This window comes from Ferrovibrio sp., from assembly GCF_046297895.1.
GTDB lineage: Bacteria > Pseudomonadota > Alphaproteobacteria > Ferrovibrionales > Ferrovibrionaceae > Ferrovibrio.
The window spans coordinates 196,408-216,456 of sequence record NZ_JBKBHC010000009.1 but is presented as its reverse complement, the minus strand read 5'-3'; the positions used below and the strand labels follow the sequence as shown (position 1 = coordinate 216,456).

Annotated in this window: 8 protein-coding genes; all 8 read left to right on the top strand. The window is 63.3% G+C overall.

Features of this window, described 5'->3' with window-relative positions; all coding sequences use genetic code 11:
• Position 1 precedes the first annotated feature (1 nt).
• The 8 genes from asnB to ACK4FK_RS16465 all read left to right on the top strand — a co-directional run bounded on the left by asnB (position 2) and on the right by ACK4FK_RS16465 (position 20,032).
• Complete coding sequence (gene asnB / locus ACK4FK_RS16500; protein WP_409746268.1) at positions 2–1,831, top strand: asparagine synthase (glutamine-hydrolyzing); 1,830 nt, start codon at positions 2–4, stop codon at positions 1,829–1,831.
• On the top strand, positions 1,828–2,970 hold the full coding sequence (locus ACK4FK_RS16495) for an N-acetyl sugar amidotransferase (protein ID WP_409746267.1): 1,143 nt from the start codon (positions 1,828–1,830) through the stop codon (positions 2,968–2,970). The genes asnB and ACK4FK_RS16495 overlap by 4 nt, the downstream gene beginning before the upstream one ends.
• Positions 2,967–3,356 carry a hypothetical protein gene (locus ACK4FK_RS16490; protein WP_409746266.1) on the top strand — a complete coding sequence of 130 codons (390 nt, stop codon included), beginning with the start codon at positions 2,967–2,969 and terminating at the stop codon, positions 3,354–3,356. The genes ACK4FK_RS16495 and ACK4FK_RS16490 overlap by 4 nt, the downstream gene beginning before the upstream one ends.
• Position 3,357: 1 nt before the next feature.
• Positions 3,358–4,176, top strand: coding sequence for a class I SAM-dependent methyltransferase (locus tag ACK4FK_RS16485; protein WP_409746265.1), 819 nt, complete (start codon positions 3,358–3,360; stop codon positions 4,174–4,176).
• A 17-nt stretch (positions 4,177–4,193) separates the two neighbouring features.
• Positions 4,194–5,120, top strand: coding sequence for a class I SAM-dependent methyltransferase (locus ACK4FK_RS16480; protein WP_409746264.1), 927 nt, complete (start codon positions 4,194–4,196; stop codon positions 5,118–5,120).
• Positions 5,117–5,824, top strand: a complete 708-nt coding sequence (locus ACK4FK_RS16475) for a class I SAM-dependent methyltransferase (RefSeq protein ID WP_409746263.1) — start codon at positions 5,117–5,119, stop codon at positions 5,822–5,824. The genes ACK4FK_RS16480 and ACK4FK_RS16475 overlap by 4 nt, the downstream gene beginning before the upstream one ends.
• A complete protein-coding gene (locus ACK4FK_RS16470) occupies positions 5,821–7,689 on the top strand; it encodes an asparagine synthetase B family protein (RefSeq protein WP_409746262.1) in 1,869 nt (622 codons plus the stop codon). The genes ACK4FK_RS16475 and ACK4FK_RS16470 overlap by 4 nt, the downstream gene beginning before the upstream one ends.
• Before the next feature lie 286 nt (positions 7,690–7,975).
• Positions 7,976–20,032 carry a tectonin domain-containing protein gene (locus ACK4FK_RS16465; protein ID WP_409746261.1) on the top strand — a complete coding sequence of 4,019 codons (12,057 nt, stop codon included), beginning with the start codon at positions 7,976–7,978 and terminating at the stop codon, positions 20,030–20,032.
• Positions 20,033–20,049 lie beyond the last annotated feature (17 nt).

The window sequence follows — 20,049 nt, the reverse complement described above, 5'->3', positions numbered from 1 at the left end:
CATGTGCGGCATAGCAGGATATTTTGGCCCTTCCGTGATCCCTGAAGCCAGGATCAGGCAATGCCTGCATCTGATGCGCCGACGGGGGCCCGATGCTGCCGATTATCGTCAGTTCGCGCGGCACGGCGGCGGTTCCGCCCTGCTGCTGCATACGCGGCTGGCCATCATCGACCTGGACGAGCGCTCCAACCAGCCGTTCGGGCGCGGCGGCAAGTGGCTCGCCTTTAACGGCGAGATCTACAATTACCTGGAAATGCGCAAGGAGCTGGAGGCTGCGGGGGCGCAGTTCCGCACCAGCTCCGACACGGAAGTGCTGCTGGCCGCGATCGAGTGCGAAGGCGGCGATGCCTTCCGTTCGGCCGAGGGCATGTGGGCGCTGGCCTGCTATGACGAAGCGAGCGGGCACTTGCTGCTCTCGCGCGACCGCTTCGGCGAAAAGCCGCTGTATCTCTATCGCGACGGCGGCGGGATCTATTTCGGCTCCGAGCCGAAATTCATCATGGCCCTGCTCGGCCGCCGTCTGCCCGTGAACCAGACCCAGCTGCGGCGCTATCTGGTGAATGGCTACAAGTCGCTGTACAAGGTGCCAGCCACCTTCTTCGAAGGGCTGGAGGAACTGCCGCCGGCGACGACCATGCGGATCGACGGCGACGGATCGGAAAAGCGCGAGGCCTACTGGCGGCCGGTTTTCGCGCCGGACGAGAGCATGAGCCAGGCAGAAGCCGTGGCCGGCATGCGGGAACGACTGATCGAATCGGTGCGCCTGCGTCTGCGCAGCGATGTGCCGCTGGCCTTTCTGATGAGCGGTGGCGTCGACTCCAATGTCCTGATTGGCATTGCCAAGCGCGTTTTCAACTACGATGTGCATGGCTTTACAATCATCAACGACGACGAACGCTATGATGAGCGGGCCATAGTCAACGCCGCGGTACAGGAACTGGGCATCCGGCATACTTCCGTGCCGATAACGCCGGCGGATTTCCTACCGCGCCTGCGCGAGCTGGTGCGCTATCACGACGCCCCGGTCTTCACCATTACTTATTACGTTCAGTGGCTGCTGATGCAGCAGGTTCACGCTCATGGCTACAAGATCACGTTCAGCGGCACCGGCGCCGACGAACTGGTGACAGGCTATTACGATCACTACCTGATGCATCTGGCGGAGATCAACGGCACGCCGCTGCATGCCCCGGCGCTAAAGGCCTGGGAGGAGCATATCAAACCGGTCGTGCGCAACCCCTATCTGGGCAATCCGTCCCTGTTCATCGACAATCCGGGCGAGCGCAACCATATCTATCTGGGCGCCGACGGCTTTGCCGAATACCTAGTCCGACCATTCGCCGAGGGTTTCGCGGAGGAGGCCTACTGCGGTTCGCTGCTGCGCAACCGCATGATGAACGAGATGTTCCACGAAGCCGTTCCGGTCATCCTGCACGAGGACGACCTTAATGCGATGTACTATTCCATCGAAAACCGCTCGCCTTATCTTGATCGCGGACTGTTCGAATTCTGCTACACGATCCCGACGCGGCACCTGATCCGGGATGGGTTCAACAAGGTTATCCTGCGCGACGCGGCACGCGGGATCGCCCCCGACGTGGCGCTTGATCGCCGGATCAAGGTCGGCTTCAACGCGCCTGTCCTGTCCTTCCTTGATCCGTCCGACCCGGCCGTGCGCGACGAGCTCCTGGCGGACGGCCCGTTGTTCGATCTGCTGCGGCGCGACAAGGTGGAAGCCCTGCTGGACAAGCGTGCCCTGCCGAACAGCCAGAGCAAGTTCCTGTTCAACCTTGTCAATGCCAAGGTGTTCCTGGAGGAGTTCACGGCATGACGGCGGCCGCTCCCACCATGCGCTACTGCCGCTCCTGCGTTCTGCCGGATACGCGACCGAACCTGCGCCTCAATGCCGAGGGCATCTGCAATGCCTGCGCCACCCATGGAACGCGGCCGGCAATCGACTGGGCCGCGCGCGAGCAGGCGCTGCGGCGTCTGATCACCGGCGCGCGGCAGAAGACCCGGCGCTATGACTGCGTGATCCCGGTCAGCGGCGGCAAGGACAGCACCTGGCAGGTGGTGAAATGTCTGGAATACGGCCTCACGCCGCTGGCCGTGACGTGGAAGACGCCGGCGCGCACACCGATCGGTCAGCGCAATCTGGACAATCTGGTTGCGCTGGGGGTCGACCATATCGACTACCAGATCAGTCCGAAGGTGGAGCGGCGCTTCATGCTGAAGGCTTTCGAGCGCTTCGGCAGTACTGCAATTCCCATGCACCTGGCGATCTTCAACATCCCGCTGACGATCGCCGTTCGCTTCGACATCCCGCTGGTGATATGGGGCGAGAACTCCGCCTTCGAATACGGCAGCGCGGCGGACGAGGATATGGGTTTCCGCCTCGATGCCAACTGGCTGCGCACCTACGGCGTTACGCACGGAACCTCCGCGGCCGACTGGATCGACAGCGACCTGACGGAAAAGGCCCTGTCGGCCTATTTTGGCCCCGATGCGGACGACCTGGAATCGCATGGTGTGCGTGCGATCTTCCTGGGCTATTACCTGCCGTGGGATCCGGCGGTTACGGTTGCAGTGGCCCGTCAGCACGGCTTCAGCGTCGATGACGGCGGCGTCCGCACCGGCTACTACGACTATGCCGATATCGACGATGACTTCATTTCCATCCACCACTGGATGAAATGGTATAAATTCGGCTTCAGCCGGCTGTTCGACAACCTGTCGCTGGAAATCCGCAATGGCCGGATCAGCCGCGACGAGGCGGTTGCCATCATCAGGAGAAGCGGCGACCAGACGCCGCATGCCGACATCGCCAAGTTTTGCGCGTTCGCCGGGATCGATACGGCGCGGTTCTACGAGATTGCCGAACGCTTCCGCAATCACGACATCTGGAAGCGGAACGACAAGGGCGTATGGTATATGCCGGACTTCCTCCTGCACGACTGGAGTTGGACATGAAATTCGACATCAAGTCGCCACCCCGCCGCTTCAAGGTCGGAAATTCCATCCAGTTCGAGTTGATGGATTGCGGGGATCTGCATCTTGATCCCGACGAGCAGGTGACGCTGAAAACCGAGGCCGGCGCCGAATACGATGTGACGCGAAAAGACTGGGGCTTTTATGCGACGCCATCGCTGAACGGCCGCCTGACGCAGTTTGGCCTGCGTGCCGTGTTGATCAAGAATCGCGGCACGGGGCGTTATTTCGTCCTGCTTGTGGAGCGTGGCCAGGAAAGTGGCTTCGATGCCTATTGCCAGCAGGAGAATCTTGCGGTGGTGACCTGGATGGATACCACGGAGGCTCTGAACGGGGTCGAGCATGCGCTCGGCCGGACCGGGGCCTGACATGCGGCCAGGCAGCGCCTGCATCTGTGGGCATGACCGGTTTGACCCGGTCTTTAACTATTCCGCCCCGCCGAAGGGCGAGGTGGCATTCGATTTTTCATCCGCCGAGGGCTATCGTCGCACCGTTATGCGCTGCCGGCGGTGCGATCATTACCTGTCCGTACACGACATGGATATGAGCAGCCTGTATTCCGGGCCGTATGTCGATGCAACCTATGGGGCCGATGGGCTGCGGCGCGTGTTTGAGCGGGTCGTGGCGCTTGACCCATCCAAATCGGACAATGTCGGACGTGTCCGCTATGTTGTTGACGCCGTTCGCCGCCGCTTGCCTGGCCGCAACCCCGCCGTGCTGGATGTGGGGGCTGGAACCTGCGTGTTCCTGCACCGGCTGCACCGCGAAACCGGCTGGCGCTGCGTGGCCCTCGATCCCGACCAGCGCGCCGCACGGCATGCGCAGGAAGTCGCCGGAGTCGATGCCATATGCGCGGATTTCATGCAGGCAGACGATCTTGGCCGCTTCGATCTCATCACCTTCAACAAGGTGATAGAGCATGTCGAGGATCCGGTCGCCATGCTGGCCAGGTCGGCGCGGTTCCTGAATCCGGGCGGCATGGTCTATGTCGAACTGCCGGATGGAGAGGCCGCCGCTGCCGAGGGGCCGGACCGGGAAGAATTCTACGTCGATCATCATCATGTGTTCAGCGCGGCTTCGTATGCCATATTGGTGGCGCGGGCCGGCTTCCGCCTCCTTGAACTGGAACGGTTGCGCGAGCCCAGCACGAAATTCACGCTGCGTGGCCTTGTTGGTGCGACCCTCTGATGACCAGGGATAAGCCGATGCAGAAATCCGTCGACCCGAAAGCAGCCGTCGAGGCCGCGGTAAAACACTGCTACTCGACCTGGGGCACCAGCTATTACACCGACTATTACGGCCCCTCTGCCCCTTACCCACCGGTGCACCTGGATATGGTGAAGCGGTTGATCGCCGAACTGGCCCCGCAGCGGCTGCTCGATGCCGGTTGCGGTCCGGCTTCGATGCTGCGCCACCTGACGGCCCCCGGGCGAGCCCTGTATGGCTTCGACCTGACCCCGGAAATGGTGGCCGAAGCAAAACGGGTCATGGCCGGGCAAGGCGATTCGCCGGTGCGGATCTGGGAAGGCAGCGCGTTGGACCGGCATTGCTACGCCGCGCCCGGGGAGGCGGCGGAAGCCTACGACGCCGTGCTTTGCTGTGGCGTGCTGCCGCATATCCCCGAAGAGGCGGATGTCGTCTGCATCGAAAATATGGCCTCTGTTTTGCGCCCCGGCGGCTATGCCATCGTCGAGGCGCGCAACGAGTTGTTCTCGCTGTTCACGCTCAATCGCTATTCGCACCAGCTCTTTCTCGACCGGCTGATACCGGTCGACGCATTGCGGCGCGATGCCGGCGGGGAAAGGGAGGGGCTTGAGCGGGCGCTGCAGCAGGTCGGCGACATGTTCCGCAACGATCTGCCGCCGATACGCAAGGGCAAGGAAGACGAGCCGGGTTATGACGAGGTCCTGTCACGCGTGCATAATCCCCTGGTGCTGCGCGAACAGTTCCAGGCCGCGGGCTTCGATCAGGTACGGCTGCTGTTCTATCACTTCCACTGTCTGCCGCCGATGGTTGCCGAGCATGCGCCCGAACTGTTCCGGCGCGCCAGCATCGGCATGGAGGCAGACCCCGAAAACTGGCGGGGCCTGTTCATGGCATCGGCATTTTTCGTGATGGCGCGCAAGGCATGATCCGCACCGACGGCTGGAATCATTACTCCATCTGGGGGCAAAGCCAGAGCGTGCGCGATCTGTATGCGCGCCGTTGCCGCCGGGAAGTCGAGGAGATGACGGCGCATGCCCAGGCCGCGGATCTTCTGGCGCAAAGGGTTGAGCCTGGAGATGTGGTTCTCGATGCCGGCTGCGGCAGCGGTTATTTCTATCATTCGCTGGTGCGTCGGGGTATTCCGGCGGAATACTGGGGCGTGGATGCATGCCGTGCCCTCCTCGATATCGGACGGAGCATCCTGCCGGATCACGGCCTGCCGCAGGGCCGCCTGATCGAGGCCAGGATCGAGGATCTGGACGGTGAGGCCGACTTCATAGTCTGCCTGAACGTGCTCAGCAACATCGACAATTACCACCGGCCGCTCGAGCGATTTCTCAAGATGGCGCGCAAGGGCGTCATTCTGCGCGAGTCCCTCAAGGATGGCGCCGAATACAGCTACGTCCGCGACGCGTTCCTGGACCCCGGCGTCGATCTCAAAGTGCATGTGAATCACTACGATGTCGGGCAGATCACGGGTTTCGTCCGGTCATACGGATATCGCACCACGATCATCACCGATCTGCGGACCGGCGGCGAGCCGGAGACCGTGATCGGATATCCCCACTACTGGACCTTCCTGGTGGCGGATCGGGTATCAGCAGCCGAAAGAAAGCGAGAAATCGAGTGACGCGCATCGCCGGTATCACGCATCCGAATGCCCGTGCGCTGCTGCCGCAATGGCGGCCAGTTCTGGCTGAACAATGGCGCTGCGCGGAAGGTGATATCGATATATGGCAAGGCGAGGGCGCCGGTCTTGCCGTTCAGCGAGGCAAGGGTGGATCGCTGGCGCAGTTGCAGGGCCTGTCCGCGGCGGTCGACGGATTTTTCTATAACGCGGATGAGTTGCCCGGCGGTTCCGCCGAAAGCGCGGCAGTGCAACTCATCCACCTTTACCGGCAGTATGGATGCGAAGCGGCGCTGCAGCGTATCAATGGCGATTTTGCCTTTGCGCTGTACGATGCCGAGCAAGGCAAGAACTGGATCGGCCGCGATCGCGTGGGGCATCATCCGCTTTACTATTCCACCGGCGGCACGGGCTTCGTTTTCGCCTCGCGGCCACAGGCGCTGCGGTCCTTTGCCTGGGCGCGCGGTGGGGCCAATGCGCGTTTCTCCGCAGTCTTCGCCGGTTCACATTATCGCTATATCGACAACCGCCCAGAGGAGAGCCCGTTCGAGGCCATTCGCCAGGTTCCCCCCGCCCATGCCATCGAGCTGAACGCTGGCAAGGCTGGCGTCGCGCGCCGCTATTGGGATCTGTCAGAGCAGCCGGAATGGGAAGAGGGTGAGGAACGGCTGTCCGAGCGGTATCGCGATTTGCTCGTGGATGCGGTCCGCCGCCGCCTGGCAATATCCAACGCGCCGGCCTTCACGCTGTCAGGCGGCATGGACAGTTCCTCCGTCCTGTCCTGCGCCACGCTGGTCACGGGTCAGCGCCAATATGCCTATTCATCGGTGTATTCCGACAAGACCTATGACGAGAGCGACGATATCAAGGGATTTGTCGCCGATAAGGTGGCCGAATGGCGTCAGGTCCATATCGAGGGTTTTGACCTGTTCGATGTGGTCCGGCGGATGGTGCGGGCCCATGATGAACCGGTCGCTACCGCAACATGGCTCTCGCATTACCTGCTCTGCGACCGCGTTGCCGCCGATAGGCACGACGTTCTGTTTGGTGGGCTGGGTGGCGACGAGCTGAATGCCGGAGAATACGAATACTTCATTTTCCATTTCGCCGACCTGCTGCGGCAGGGCAGGAATGCCGAGCTGGAACACGAGATCGAGAAGTGGGCCCTGCATCACGACCATCCGATCTATCGCAAGAACCGTCAGGTCGCATTGGAGCTGGTTGGCAAGCTGACCGACCCGGCGCAGGCTGGCTTCATCCAGACCGAGCGCCAGCGTCTGACGCGATATTATCCGGCTGTGAAACGCGAATATCACGATCTGGCTTCGTTTGAGCCGATCCTCGATCATCGTTTCTCATTTAGCCTGAAGAACCGCACCTATCAGGACATCTTCCGCGAGACAGCTCCCTGCTGCCTGCGGGCGGAAGACCGCGATTGCTCTGCGCATCACCTGGCCCATGTCGATCCGTTCTTCGACCATCGCCTGATCGAGTTCATGTTCCGGGTGCCGGGAAGCATGAAGATCCGGGATGGCGTCACCAAGCGACTCCTGCGTGAAGCCATGAAGGGCATCCTGCCTGAAGAGACCCGCACGCGGATCAAGAAGACGGGATGGAATGCGCCGGCGCATATATGGTTCAGCGGCGAAGCGCTGGTGCAGACCCGCGATCTGGTGAACTCGCAGGCTTTCAGGCAGCGGGGCATATACGACCCGGCCGTCGTCCAGGGGCTGCTCGACGAGCATGTGGCCATCGTCTCATCGGGCAAGCCGATGGAGAACCACATGATGTTCCTCTGGCAGATGATCAATCTTGAGCTCTGGTTCCAGGAGGTGGTCGACCGGCCTCCCCCTCTCATTTCGGGATAAGGGCTGTGGCCCATCCGGGCCTGCATCGGACTGTCAGACCCGGTTGTCGCCACGATCAGATATGCAGGCCACCACGTGAAGGCGGCATCAAGGAAGTATTAAATTAATTTAATCGTTTGATTTCTATGGATAATCTGATTTTCTAAGCACGGCATCGTTGCGGCGCCCCCGACAAACGGGGCGGAAGTTCAGAAAAGTATTGCGCAAGCCGTCGCAATTATTGCCACCTATACGGACTATAAGCGACCCGCGCAGATTGTGGTCGCTTGAGGGGCAGGGGGAAATAATGAAGAAAATTGCAGCAGCGTTTGCCACGCTTGTGCTGGCGCATGGTTTCGCCGGGGAAAGCTGGGCGCAGTCCAGTTCCGATCTGGCGCGGCAGTTCTCCTCCCGCCTGGCCACTCTGGCGCCCTTCGCCGGCCGCAAGGTTGTGGCGGCCCAGGAATCCGACGGCGCCGTGATCCTGACGCTCGACGGCAATGCCCCCAGCGTGGTGGCATTTCCCAATGCCGCATCAAAAAGCGGCTATGCCTATGCCCTGTCGGTCAGCGGCGGCAGCTTCGCCCTGCCCGGTGCCGCCCTGCTGCAGGGCGTGAAGCTTTCGCAGGCCACGTTCGTCTATGCCGATGCCCCGGCCAGCCTTCGCGTTGCCGACCTGCCTTCGCCGGTGCGCAATGCCCTGCGGCAAGCCACGCCCGGCGGACTGCCCGACAGCTTGGCTATCGCCAGGGGCGTGAATGCCTATCTGGAAACCGATTTCTCCGGTTCCGCTGCCGGCAGCTTCCTGCAGCAGCAGCTTGGCCTGAATGCTTCGGTCATCGGCTTCACTGGCATGGTGCCGGATGCGGTCTTCACCGGCCAGTTCGGTCGCGCAGCGACCAGTCCGGCCGCCAACGCGTCGACTGCCGGCTTCAACCTGACGGCGGCGATCGGGCAGATGGCCCTGAATGGCGTGCCCGGCGATGCGATGACACTTCCGGGCCAGGCGGTGCTACAACTCGCCAGTGACAGCAATGGTCTCGTCCTCAAGGCCGCAGCCAATGCCCAGATGAGCATGCTGGGACAGACCCTGCCGGTCGCAATGACCGTGCAGGGACGCCTGCGCAACAAGGCCATGGTGGGGCGCATCGATGGCCAGGTGCAGGGCAATGCCTCGATCGCCTTCTCGGGCCTGACGGTGTCGAATCTGACGCTCGGCGCCGACAACTCCGGGAATGGCTGGGCCCTCAGTCTTGCTGGCAATGGCAGCCTGAATGGCAAGACGCTGAATGCCACGCTGGCATATGCGGCGGCCCAGGATGGCAGCGGCGATTTTCAGGCCAGCGTCAGTTCTGGTCTCACCCTGGCCGATCTGGTGCCCGCGCTGGACAAGGTGCCCGGCCTGTCCGGATTGACGTTGCAGAACGTGACGTTCGGCGGCAAGCAGGTCTCTGCCAGCCTAGCCAGCAAAACCCACACCTACACCCTGGCCCTGCATCCCGATAGCAGCGGCGCGATGGTTGCCGTCATCAAGGCCGACGAACTGAACCTGGCCGAGGCGATCCCCGGTGCGGCGACGTCGTTCCTGAACAACCTCGATATCGTCAATCCGATCCTGCTGGTCGAACCGGGTCGCGAGGCGCGCGAATTTTCGCTGGCTGGCCTGCCAGCCGAACTGGTGCGTGCCCTGGAACAGGTGGGCATCCGCAACAGCATGCGCCTGCAGCCGGGCCTGAACGTGTTCGCCACGCTGGATCCGACCAAGTCGGCCGCCGCCGGCACGCTGGCGCAGATCGGTCTCGACAAGCCGCTGCCGCTGAAAGGCGCCATCGACCCGCGTATCCTGGCCGATCTGCTGTCACATGCGCGCGGCAGCCAGGCACGGGTCAGTGGCGGAAGCGACCTGGCCAAAATCGACCTGAGCGTGCCGTTGCCGGCGCTGAATCTGCCCGGCATGCCGCAGGAAGGCCTGTTCAAGCTGCCCACCCTGCGTATTACGCGCGGCCAGCCGGCGGCCACGGCTGCCACTGCCACCGCTACTGCAGCCACTGCCACGCCTGCCTCGGCCGGTGCAGCGCCGGCCGGTACGGCTGCTGCGCCCGCCAGCAGCGGCATCAAGGTGGCGATCGCCAGCGAATTCGATCTCAGCATCGCCGGCAGCCGGGTGAGCTTTCCCGGAGAGTTGACCTTCGCCCAGCGGCAGGGCAGCCGCGTCCCCGACCTGCAATTCGCCGGTGCCAACACCACCGGCTGGCCGGCGGCGTTCGGGCTGAACTGGCTGCAGATCCGCAGTCTGCAGGCCAATATCGCGCTCGCGGCCACAGCGCAGGGTGGGCAGGCATTCAGCTTTGCCATGAATGGCGTGACCGATCTAGGCAGCAGCAAGAATATCCCGCTGGCGATCAACCTAGCCGTTGCCAATGGCCGGATCGGGGGCGCCGAATTCAAGCTGGCCAACCGCCTGGCCCTGAAGGACCTGCCGCCGATTTCGGCCCTGCCGGTGGTGTCCAAGGTCGCGCTGAAAAATCTCGACATCAAGATTGCCGGCCTGGGCAATGACCGCAATCTCAGCCTGAGCGGTGCCGTCGATACCGCTGATATCTTTTCTTTCGAGGGCCTGAAATTCTCGACCGGCAGTTTCACCGCTACCGAGAAGGGCAGCGACTGGGCTATCGCACTGACCGGTTCGGGCAGCCTGAATGCCAAGCCGGTGCAGATCGACGCGCGGTTTGACAGCGCGGTAGCCGCCAAGGAATACGCAGCCACGCTGACCGGCAATATCCGACTTTCCGACCTGGCCGGTTCCTATGCGACCGCGCTGGACACGCTGGCGGTGCAGCAGATCGCCATCACGGGCGACAAGCTGGATGCCAAGCTGTCGCTTGGGCAGGAGCCGCTTGACATCGCCCTGTTCAAGACCGGTGCGGCCGGCCATCGCTACCTGTCGGTCACCGCCGGCACGCTCGACCTGGCCAAGACGATTCCCGGCATCGGCGCTGCCTTCCAAGGCGCGGTGCTGAAGGATGTGTCGGTGCTGGTGGCCAAAAAGGGTGCGGCGCAGTCGGGCGTGCCGGCTTCGGCTTTGCCCACCGCCCTGGCGAAGGCCGTGACCGATGTGGCCGGTGGTTCGCTCGACATCAAGGACGGCGTGACGATCCTGGCGCAGCTCGATGTCTCGGGTGCCGGTCCGGCCAAGCAGGTATTCGACACGCTGTCGGTGCCGAACGTGATCCCCATCAAGGGCACGGTCGATCCCAGCATGATCGCTGCGGCCTATCAGTCGGCCGGTCGTGCGGGGCAGAATGCCGGTCAGGCCGCAGGCCAGGGTGCGGCGGCGGCGCGTGCGGCGCTGGCCAACCTGGATCTGCAGGCGCCTGTGGGTGCGATCAGCCTGCCCGGTCTGCCGGCCGGCTCGGGTTTCTCCGACATGGTGTTCCGCATTTCGGGCCAGAATCCGAATCCTGCCCCAGGCACCAGCGCCACGGGGCTGTTCGCCAGCTTCGCCGGCACGCTGTCCTTCTCCGAAGGCGGCGGCAAGCCGGCCCTTACGGCGCCGGGCAGCATCAGCTTCTCGGGCAGCGGCGGAAACATGGCGATCAATTTCGCCGGTGGGGTGGCCGGCGGCTGGCAGTCGCCATTCGGCCTGAGCTGGCTGCATGTCGACGACCTGACCCTGACGGCGGGGATCACCTCCACGGGCGGCAGCCGCGGCGCCAAGCTCGATTTCAACGGCACGGCCGATCTGGGCAAGGCGACGAATCTGAAGCTGGCCATCGCGGTGGATGCCGCCAACGGCCAGCTCAACAGCGGCGACCTTACTTTCACCGGCGGCCTGAAGATGTCGGACCTGCCGGCGCTGGCTTCGCTGCCGCGCGCTGACGGATTCCAGCTCGACGGATTCAAGCTGACCGCCGCCCGCCAGGGCACGGCCTGGGACGAGACCATCACGGCAGCTTTCAAGGCCGGCGGCATGGTGGATTTCCCCGGCTTCGCGCTGAATGGCGGCAATTTCACCGCCAAGAAGGCGCCCGACGGCTGGTCGCTGGATGCGAGCGCCACGGCCACGCTGAACGGCAAGGCGGTGAACGTGACGGCGGAACTGACGAAGGATGCCGGCGGTGCCGCGCCAGATTACACAGTCACCGTCACCGACGATCTGACGGTGGCGAACCTGCTCGGCACCGCGAACGCGATTCCGGGCCTGAACGAATTCGCCATCAAGCAAGTCAAGCTGTCGCGCGCCCAGGTGGCGGCACGCATGACCTACAAGACGGAGGAGGTGGATGTCCTGTTCTACCGCCCCGATCCTCAGAAGAAGGTGCATGTCGCGCTAGCCCTGTCGAACTTCAATCTGGGCGACAATATTCCCGGTGCTTCCAGCACGCCGCTGGACGATATCAGCTTCAGCAACCTGGCGCTGGTGATCGTGCCGCAGGGCGGCACCACCGGCGCGATGCCGACCAGCAGCCTGCCCGCCATCGTGTCGGCCAAGGCGGCCGCGCTGGCCGGCTCTACCGTCACGCTAGGCACCGGCGCCAACATCTTCGCCGAACTCGACGTGAAGGCGGGTTCCGGCCTGGCCGACGCCTTCGGCACGCTCGGCATCTCGAAGGGCATCCCGATCGTCGGCAATGTCGATCCGCGCATGCTGGCCTCGGGCCGCAGCCAGGGGGCGGCTCCGGTCAGCGGCGGCGCCAACGCGGCGTCGAACTGGGTTTCCTCGCTCAGCTTCGGCGGTGCGCTGCCCGATCTGAAGGTGCCAGGCCTGACGTCCGGTTCGGGGTTCCAGCAGTCGAAGATCAATATCAGCGGCAAGGGCGGTCTTGCCGTTTCCATCGACACCACCTTTGTCTTCGTCGAGGAATCCAGCACCCTGCGCGCACCAGGCAGTTTCAGCTTCACGCGCAGTGGCGGCAACACGGCGGTGGCGTTTGCGGCGACGGTGCCAGATGGCTGGTCGGCCCCGTTCGGCCAGTCCTGGTTGCATATCACCAATCTGAGTCTGAACGGCAACATGACCGGCAGCGGCACGAACCGCGCGCTGAAACTCGATTTCGCCGGCCAGGCCAGCCTTGGCAAGAGTGCTCCGCTGAAGCTGGCCATCGACCTGCAGATGGCCAACGCACAGGTCAGCGCGGCGAACCTGGATTTCACCGGCGGCCTGAAGATGTCGGATCTTCCGCCGCTCTCGGCGCTGCCGCGGGCGGATGGCTTCCAGCTCAACGGCTTCAAGCTGGCGATGGCGCGTCAGGGCACGGCCTGGGATGAGACCATCACCGCCGCCTTCACCTCGGGCGGCATGGTGGATTTCCCCGGCTTCGCGCTGAATGGCGGCGATTTTACTGCCAAAAAGAATGCCGAAGGCTGGTCGCTGGATGCCAATGCCAAGGCGACCCTGCAGGGCAAGGCGGTGAACGTGACCGCCGAATTGGTGAAGGATGCCGGCAACGGCGCGCCGGATTATACGGTCACGATCACCGACGACCTCACCGTGGCCGGGCTGATCGGCAGTGGCAACTCGATCCCCGGCCTGGACGATTTTGCCATCAAGCAGGTCAAGCTGACGCGGTCGCAGGTCGGCGCGGTGATGACCTACAAGACCGAGGAGGTGGATATCCTGTTCTACCGCCCCGGACCGCAGAGCAAGGTGCACGTGGCCCTGGCGCTGTCGAACCTCAACCTGGGCGAAAGCATTCCGGGCGCGTCCAGCACGCTGCTGAGCGATGTGGGCTTCAGCGACATGGCGCTGGTGATCGTGCCGCAGGGCGGCGTAACAGGCGCGATGCAGACTGCCAATCTGCCGGCCATCGTATCGGCGAAGGCCAAGGCTGTGGCCGGCGATGCCGTCACGCTCGGCACCGGCGCCAATATCTTCGCCCAGATGGATATCAAGGCAAGTTCCAGCCTGGGGCAGGCGTTTGGCGCGCTGGGCATTTCCAAGGAAGTTCCGATTGTCGGCAGCGTCGATCCGCGCGTGCTGGCCTCGGGCCGCACCGGTTCCAGCTCGGCCGGCGGCGCGGCTTCCGCGGCGGCCAGCTGGGCTTCGTCTCTGAATCTGAGTGGTACGCTGCCCAGCATCACGATTCCGGGCCTGCCGGATAAATCCGGCTTCCAGTCGCCCAAGGTCAAGATCAGCGGCCAGGGCGGCTTCAGCCTGTCGATCGATACGACCATGGTCTTTGCCGAGGGCAAGAACAGCCTGCAGGCACCGGGCAGCTTCAGTTTCACGCGTTCGGGCGGCAATACCGACGTGGCCTTTGCCGGCAAGGTGCAGGGCGGCTGGGACGGTCCCTTCGGCCTGACCTGGCTGCATCTGAACAATCTCGCCCTGAACGCATCGCTGACCGGTACAGGCACGACACGCGACATAAAGCTCAGCTTCGCCGGCGCGGCGACCGGCCTGGGCAAGGCGCCGCTGCAGGTTGCCGCCGCACTCGAGGTCCAGAATCGCCAGCTCAGCAACGCCAGCCTGGATTTCACCGGCGCCCTGACGATGGCCGACCTGCCGGCGCTGAAGGCGCTGCCGCGGGCCAGCGGCTTCGAGATGGACGGCTTCAAGCTGGCGGCCAAGAACCAGGGCGGCAACTGGGAGCCCACCATCACGGCGGCGTTCAAGTCGGCGAAGATGGTCGACTTCCCCGGCTTCACCCTGAATGGCGGCAGCTTCACGGCGGCCAAGACGGCGGCCGACTGGTCTTTCGATGCCAAGGCCAATGCCACGCTGCAAAACAAGCCGGTCAGCGTGACCGCCGAGCTGGTGAAGAACGCGGGCGACGGCACGCCGGACTACACGGTCACCATCACCGACGCCCTGACCATCTCGCAGCTGCTGGGTGCGGGGAATTCGATCCCCGGCCTGGATGATTTTTCCATCACCGAGGTCAAGCTGACCCGCCTGCAGGTCGGCGCGAAGATGAAATACAAGACCGAGGAGGTGGATATCCTCGTCTACCACCCCGATCCGCAGAAGAAGGCGCATATCGCCCTGGCCCTGTCGAATTTCAATCTTGGCGACAGTATCCCGGGCGCGTCCGGCACGCCGCTCACCGATATCTCCTTCGCTGATATGGCGCTGGTCGTTGTGCCCAAGGACGGTGTGGTTGGCGCGGTCAAGTCGACCGCGCTGCCGGCCATCGTGGCCGACAAGGTGAAGGCGGTGGCAGGCGAAACCGTCACGCTCACGAGTGGCGCTAATATATTCAGCATGTTCGAAGCCAAAAGCGGGTCGAGCCTTGGCGATGTCATGGGCTCGCTGGGTATCAGCAAGAGCATCCCGATCACCGGCGCCGTCGATCCGCGTTTCCTGTCGGCCAGCGGCTCAGGCGGCGGCTCGGGCGGCGGTTCCGGTGCGAGCAGCTGGCTGTCCAGCCTGAACCTCACCGGCAGCCTGCCGAACATCACCATTCCGGGCATCCCCGATGGCATCGGCTTCCACACACCGAAGCTGAGTATCAGCAGCAAGAACAACCAGCCGACCATCTCGATCCCGACCACCTTCGGCTTCAAGGTGGGCAGCGCCAATCTGTCGCTGCCGGGCGAGTTCGATTTCACCAAGCACACCGCGGGCAGCGAGATATCCTTCAAGGGCTCGGGCGGCGACTGGCATGCCCCGCTGGATATCCCCTGGCTGAGCCTGACCGGCCTGGCCGTCGATTTCGATCTGAAATCGGCGACCGGCGGTTCGCGCGAACTGGCGCTCAGCCTCTCGGGCAATGTCGGCCTGGGCAAGAAGACCGCCCTGCCGGCCGATGTTGCCTTCACCATCGATGGCGGCAAGCTGTCCAGCGGTGAGGTCCGTATCGCCAGCCAGATCGACCTATCAGATATCCCCGTGCTGAAGGGCATCCCCTATGCCAGCAAGTTCGGCCTTAAGGATCTGGTGATCTCGACGGCCGGCATCGGCGCCGGCGCGATCCTGGACGGCAAGGTGTTCAACACCGCGCTGATCAATGCGCCGAGCCCGAACGGCACCAGCGGCTGGACGATGATCCTGGAGCGCGATGGCAAGACGCTGGGCGACCTGATTCCGTTCGACAAGACCGGTATTCTCAAGAAGATGCCGCTGACCCATTCGCTGTTTATGCTCAGCGAGAACGGTCTGCAGCTGAATCCGGCAGGCCTGCCGGATTTCGCGCGGCCGCTGCTGAAACCCATCCTGGATATCCACCCCGGCGCGACGACCGTGACCGACGGCCTCACCCTGGCGGCCGTATTCGATCCGAGCGCCAGCGACGATGCCAAGAAGGCCTTCGGCAAGCTGGGTCTGGGCAGCGCCACTTTCATCATGGGCGAACTGGGCGGTATCTTCGGCGGCACGCCGCTGGTCAAGATCGAGGCTTTCCTGCCAAAATTCGGCAAACCCGGCGGGCTGCCGAAATTCATGCACTGGCCGGAAAGCATACAGCCGGCTTTCTTCGTCACCCTGACGGAAGAAGCGGTCGAGGTCGGCATCGAGGTCGACATGCAGGTGAAAGCCGGCGACGACCAGCTTGTCTTCGCCACCAAGGTGGAGATGGAGGTCAACGAGGCCGATGTGACCTTCGACATCGAAGGCGAGATGGACGGCAAATGGGAGAAGCCTTTCAGCATCAAGGCGCTGACGCTGGCCAATGTGGCGCTCAAGGCCGGCGTGTCGCCGGACGGCTCGGTCAAGCTCGGCTTCAAGGGTACCACCACGATCGGGCCCGAGACTATCCAGATGGCTGCCGATATCGAGCCCGATCCGGAGCTTCTGGGGGTGCCGAAATCGATCGCCTTCGCCGGCGCGATCACCTCGCTGGGCGTGGTGGAGATCGCCGAACTGATCGAGGCGATTGCGGGCAAGAACGACAAGTTCAAGGCTGACAACATCCCCGGTTTCGAGTTGCACAATGTGAAGCTGGCTTTCGCCACCCCGGGTGCCGAGGACCCGGATTTGGGCATCATCAATGCCGGTTTCGCCGCCCAGGGCAGCCTGTCCTTCATGGATCACAATCTGGGCAACGCGCTGCTCAGTATTTCTGAGACGGCCGGCCTTGCCATGAAAGGCGCCATCGCCGACATGGACCTGGGTCCGCTCAAGCTGCAGAACAACAATATCGATGTTGCCATCGGACCCACGTCGGATCCGTATTTCAAGGTCAATGGCAATGTCGATTTCCTGGGTCTGAAGGAAAGCGTTGCCGTCCAGTTCGTCATCCCTGCCAAGGTGATGTTCGAGATGGACAGCGATTTCGGCCTGCTGGGCAAGGGCAAGCTGCTGGTGGAAGGCGTTGGCTACGACGTGCGAACCGGCAAGGCCAGCAACCCCGATTTCCTGATCAACGGCGAAATCCAGCACTCGGATTTTGCCGGCTGGCTGGAAAAGACGGTGAAGGGCCAGGTCGATGCCGTGCTTGCCGACGTGAAGGCGGCTTTCCAGGCCGCCGAACAGGCCGTGAAGGATGCTCAGGCCAAGGTCGACGGCCTCGATGCCACCGTGCAAAAGGAGCGTGCGATCGTGCGCGCCGAACGCAACCGCGCCGAGAACGCCATTAATGCGGCGGAGGCGCGGGTCAATGAACTGCAGGGTGATGCGGATGATGCCCGCAGCCACCGCAACCATTGCCACTGGTATCAGCTGGCCTGCAAGGCCAAATACGAGGCGGAATACCTCGCATATGAGGCGGCAAAAACAGTTGCCGATGGCGTGCTGGATGCCGCCCGAAAAGCCGTTGACACCATTCCAGTCGATCTCGATCCGCGTGTCGCCGGCCCGCTGGCAGCCGAGGAAGTCGCGCTGGCCGCACTCAAGGCCGCTCAGCTTGCCATTGAGGGCGTCGAAAGGCTGGACGATTTCGCCCAGCGGATCGTCGATTCCGCCATCAACGGCCTGCAGGGGGCCAAGCCGATCGTGATCAACGATGTGGCCTTCTCCGGCAGCCTGAGCGGCTCGATCAAGAATGACGAACCCTGGCTGCTGAACATGGACTACGCCATCTTCAGTCAGCCGATCAAGGGCAGCTTCGTCTTCAAGCTCAAGGATCCTGCCTATGACGCCAAGGAACTGGGCTATGTCGGCCTGCAGATCGTCAACTTCGTGGTCAATACCGGCCTGAAGGATATTCCGGGCCCAATCGCCGACAAGTTCCGCGAATCCGTCGCGACACTAATGAATGACCTGAATACGTCGAACCAAGCGGAAATGGCCAAACATCAGAAGGAATTCGCCGCCGTCAATCAGCGTCAGGCCGATCTGCAGAAGGCCATGGAGGCGCGGGATGACGAGGTGACCAAGACGCTGCAAAGCAGCATCAAGTCCAGCCTAGATGTGGCCCCTCCCAGCTTCCGCCTGGAAAGCACAATGCTCGAAGTCGGCCATAGCGGCTTGTGCCTAACGGCGGCCGGCAATGCCGTACTGCAGCAGCCCTGCAATGAAGGTGACCCGGCACAGCGTTGGACAACCGAGCCCCTCGATGCAGGCTATGCCTTCATAAGAAGCGGCCCGCTCTGCCTGATCCCGTCCGGCGCTCTCGGCAATCTGAATGTGCCGCTGATCATCAATGCCTGCCAGCGGACGGATCAGAACATGCACTGGCGCGTGGTGAGCCATGATCCACAATTCTATAACCTTGCCAATCGCAAGACCCAGAAATGCGTGCATTTCCCCGATCCCAGCGCGGCGCCAGGCAAGTCGGCCAGCCAGTGGGCGCCCTGCGATGGTTCGGATGCGCAGGCTTTCCTGCCGCTGAAGCAGGCCAAGCCAGTGTTCCATGGCAACGTACCGCTGGCATCCCAGCGTTCGGGGCTGTGCGTCGGTGCGTATGATTTCAGTCGCCAGGCCCATCCGTTCCTGAGCGTGAACACCAAGTACAACCCGGTCTTCGCCATTGCCTGCGATGTGGCGACGGACAGTGCGGCGGCACCATGGGCCGCCGGCATGAAGCTGAACTACGTGGAGACGACGGTTGACGGCAGTGATTTCGTCAAGATCACGGACCACAGCGGAAACTGCCTGCTCCCGCTGGAGCAGCGTGCGGGCAGCCTGCTGGTCAGCCGTCCCTGCGATCATTCCAACGACATGTTCTGGCAGAAACTGCCAGCGGCCGGCGGCATGCAGTTGCGGAACCTGAACAGCAAGCTGTGTTTCGATATTGTGCCCAACCCGGTCAACCGCAATCAGTGGATGGCTGCGCAGACCATGTGCAGCGGGACGTCGAACCAGATTCTGGGCTTCGCCCTCCCGCCGCCGCCCGCACAATGGGCCGCGACCGATGCCAGTCAGGCGGCACCGCCGCCCAAGCCGGTGGTCTGGCGCGGCGAAATCGGACGGGCCATCGATATCGGTGTTGGCGCCAATGGCAGCGTCTGGATGGTGGGTACCGACCGCAATCTGTATCAGTGGCAAGGCGGGCGGTGGGCTGCGCCGGCCATGGCGGTGAAGACGGCCGCTACGGTGGATGTCGGCCCGAATGGCGAGGTGTGGTTCGTGACTGCTGACGGTGACGTCCTGTCAGGCAATGGTCGCGGCAACTGGCAGAAGAGGCCAGGCAAGGCCTTCGATGTCGGTATCGGCGCCGATGGCGAGGTCTGGATCGCCGGTCGGGACAAGAAGCTGTACCGCTGGGGCGGTTCGGCCTGGCAGGCCGTTGCCGCGCCTGCAGATGCGGTGACGGTCGATGTGGGTCCGGGCGGTGAAATCCTGTTCGCGTCCGCTGAAAAACAGGTTTATGCCGGCAATGGCAAACAGTGGCGTCAGTTGCCCGGCACAGCCATCGATGTCAGCTTCGGGGCTGACGGCACGGCCTGGATGATCGACGACAAGTTCCAGGTAAATCGCTGGAACGGCCAGGCCTGGGCGCTAGAGCCGAGCGCCGGCAGCAATGCCCTGCGGATCAGCGGCGGCCCGGCCGACAATCCGTGGATCGTTGCCACCAACAACCACATTTTTGCCGATACGGGCGTGCGACCGCCAAGCCGGCTGGCGGCCTACAACGCCGCCGAAGGCGCGCCGGCGGGTCAGACGGACGCCACGTTCCTGTGCCGCGTGTCGGCGCCGGCCAGCGGCCCGGCCGCCGCCGCCGGGCTGAACGCGGAATCCTGGATCGGCCAGATCGACCGCCTGGGCGACTGTGCCATCCCGGGCGATGACGGCCGGGTGCAGCGGGTGAAAAATTTCGAGGTGCTGAAATCCGTTGCCAAGCCGAAATGGGCTGGCTTCGGCGGTCCAAGTGCGCCATTCGATGCCATTCATGCTGCCCGCAAGGGGCTGGATCTGCGATATGCCTGCCGCACGGTGGTGCAGAACCAGGTCAGGCTCGGCTCGGCATCCGGCGGCGTATGCCGTTTCGCGCAGGGCGAGAGCGTGGCCACGGCCACCAGCTTCGAGTACCTGCTCAGCGAGTAGGCGGTCAGCCAAGAAAA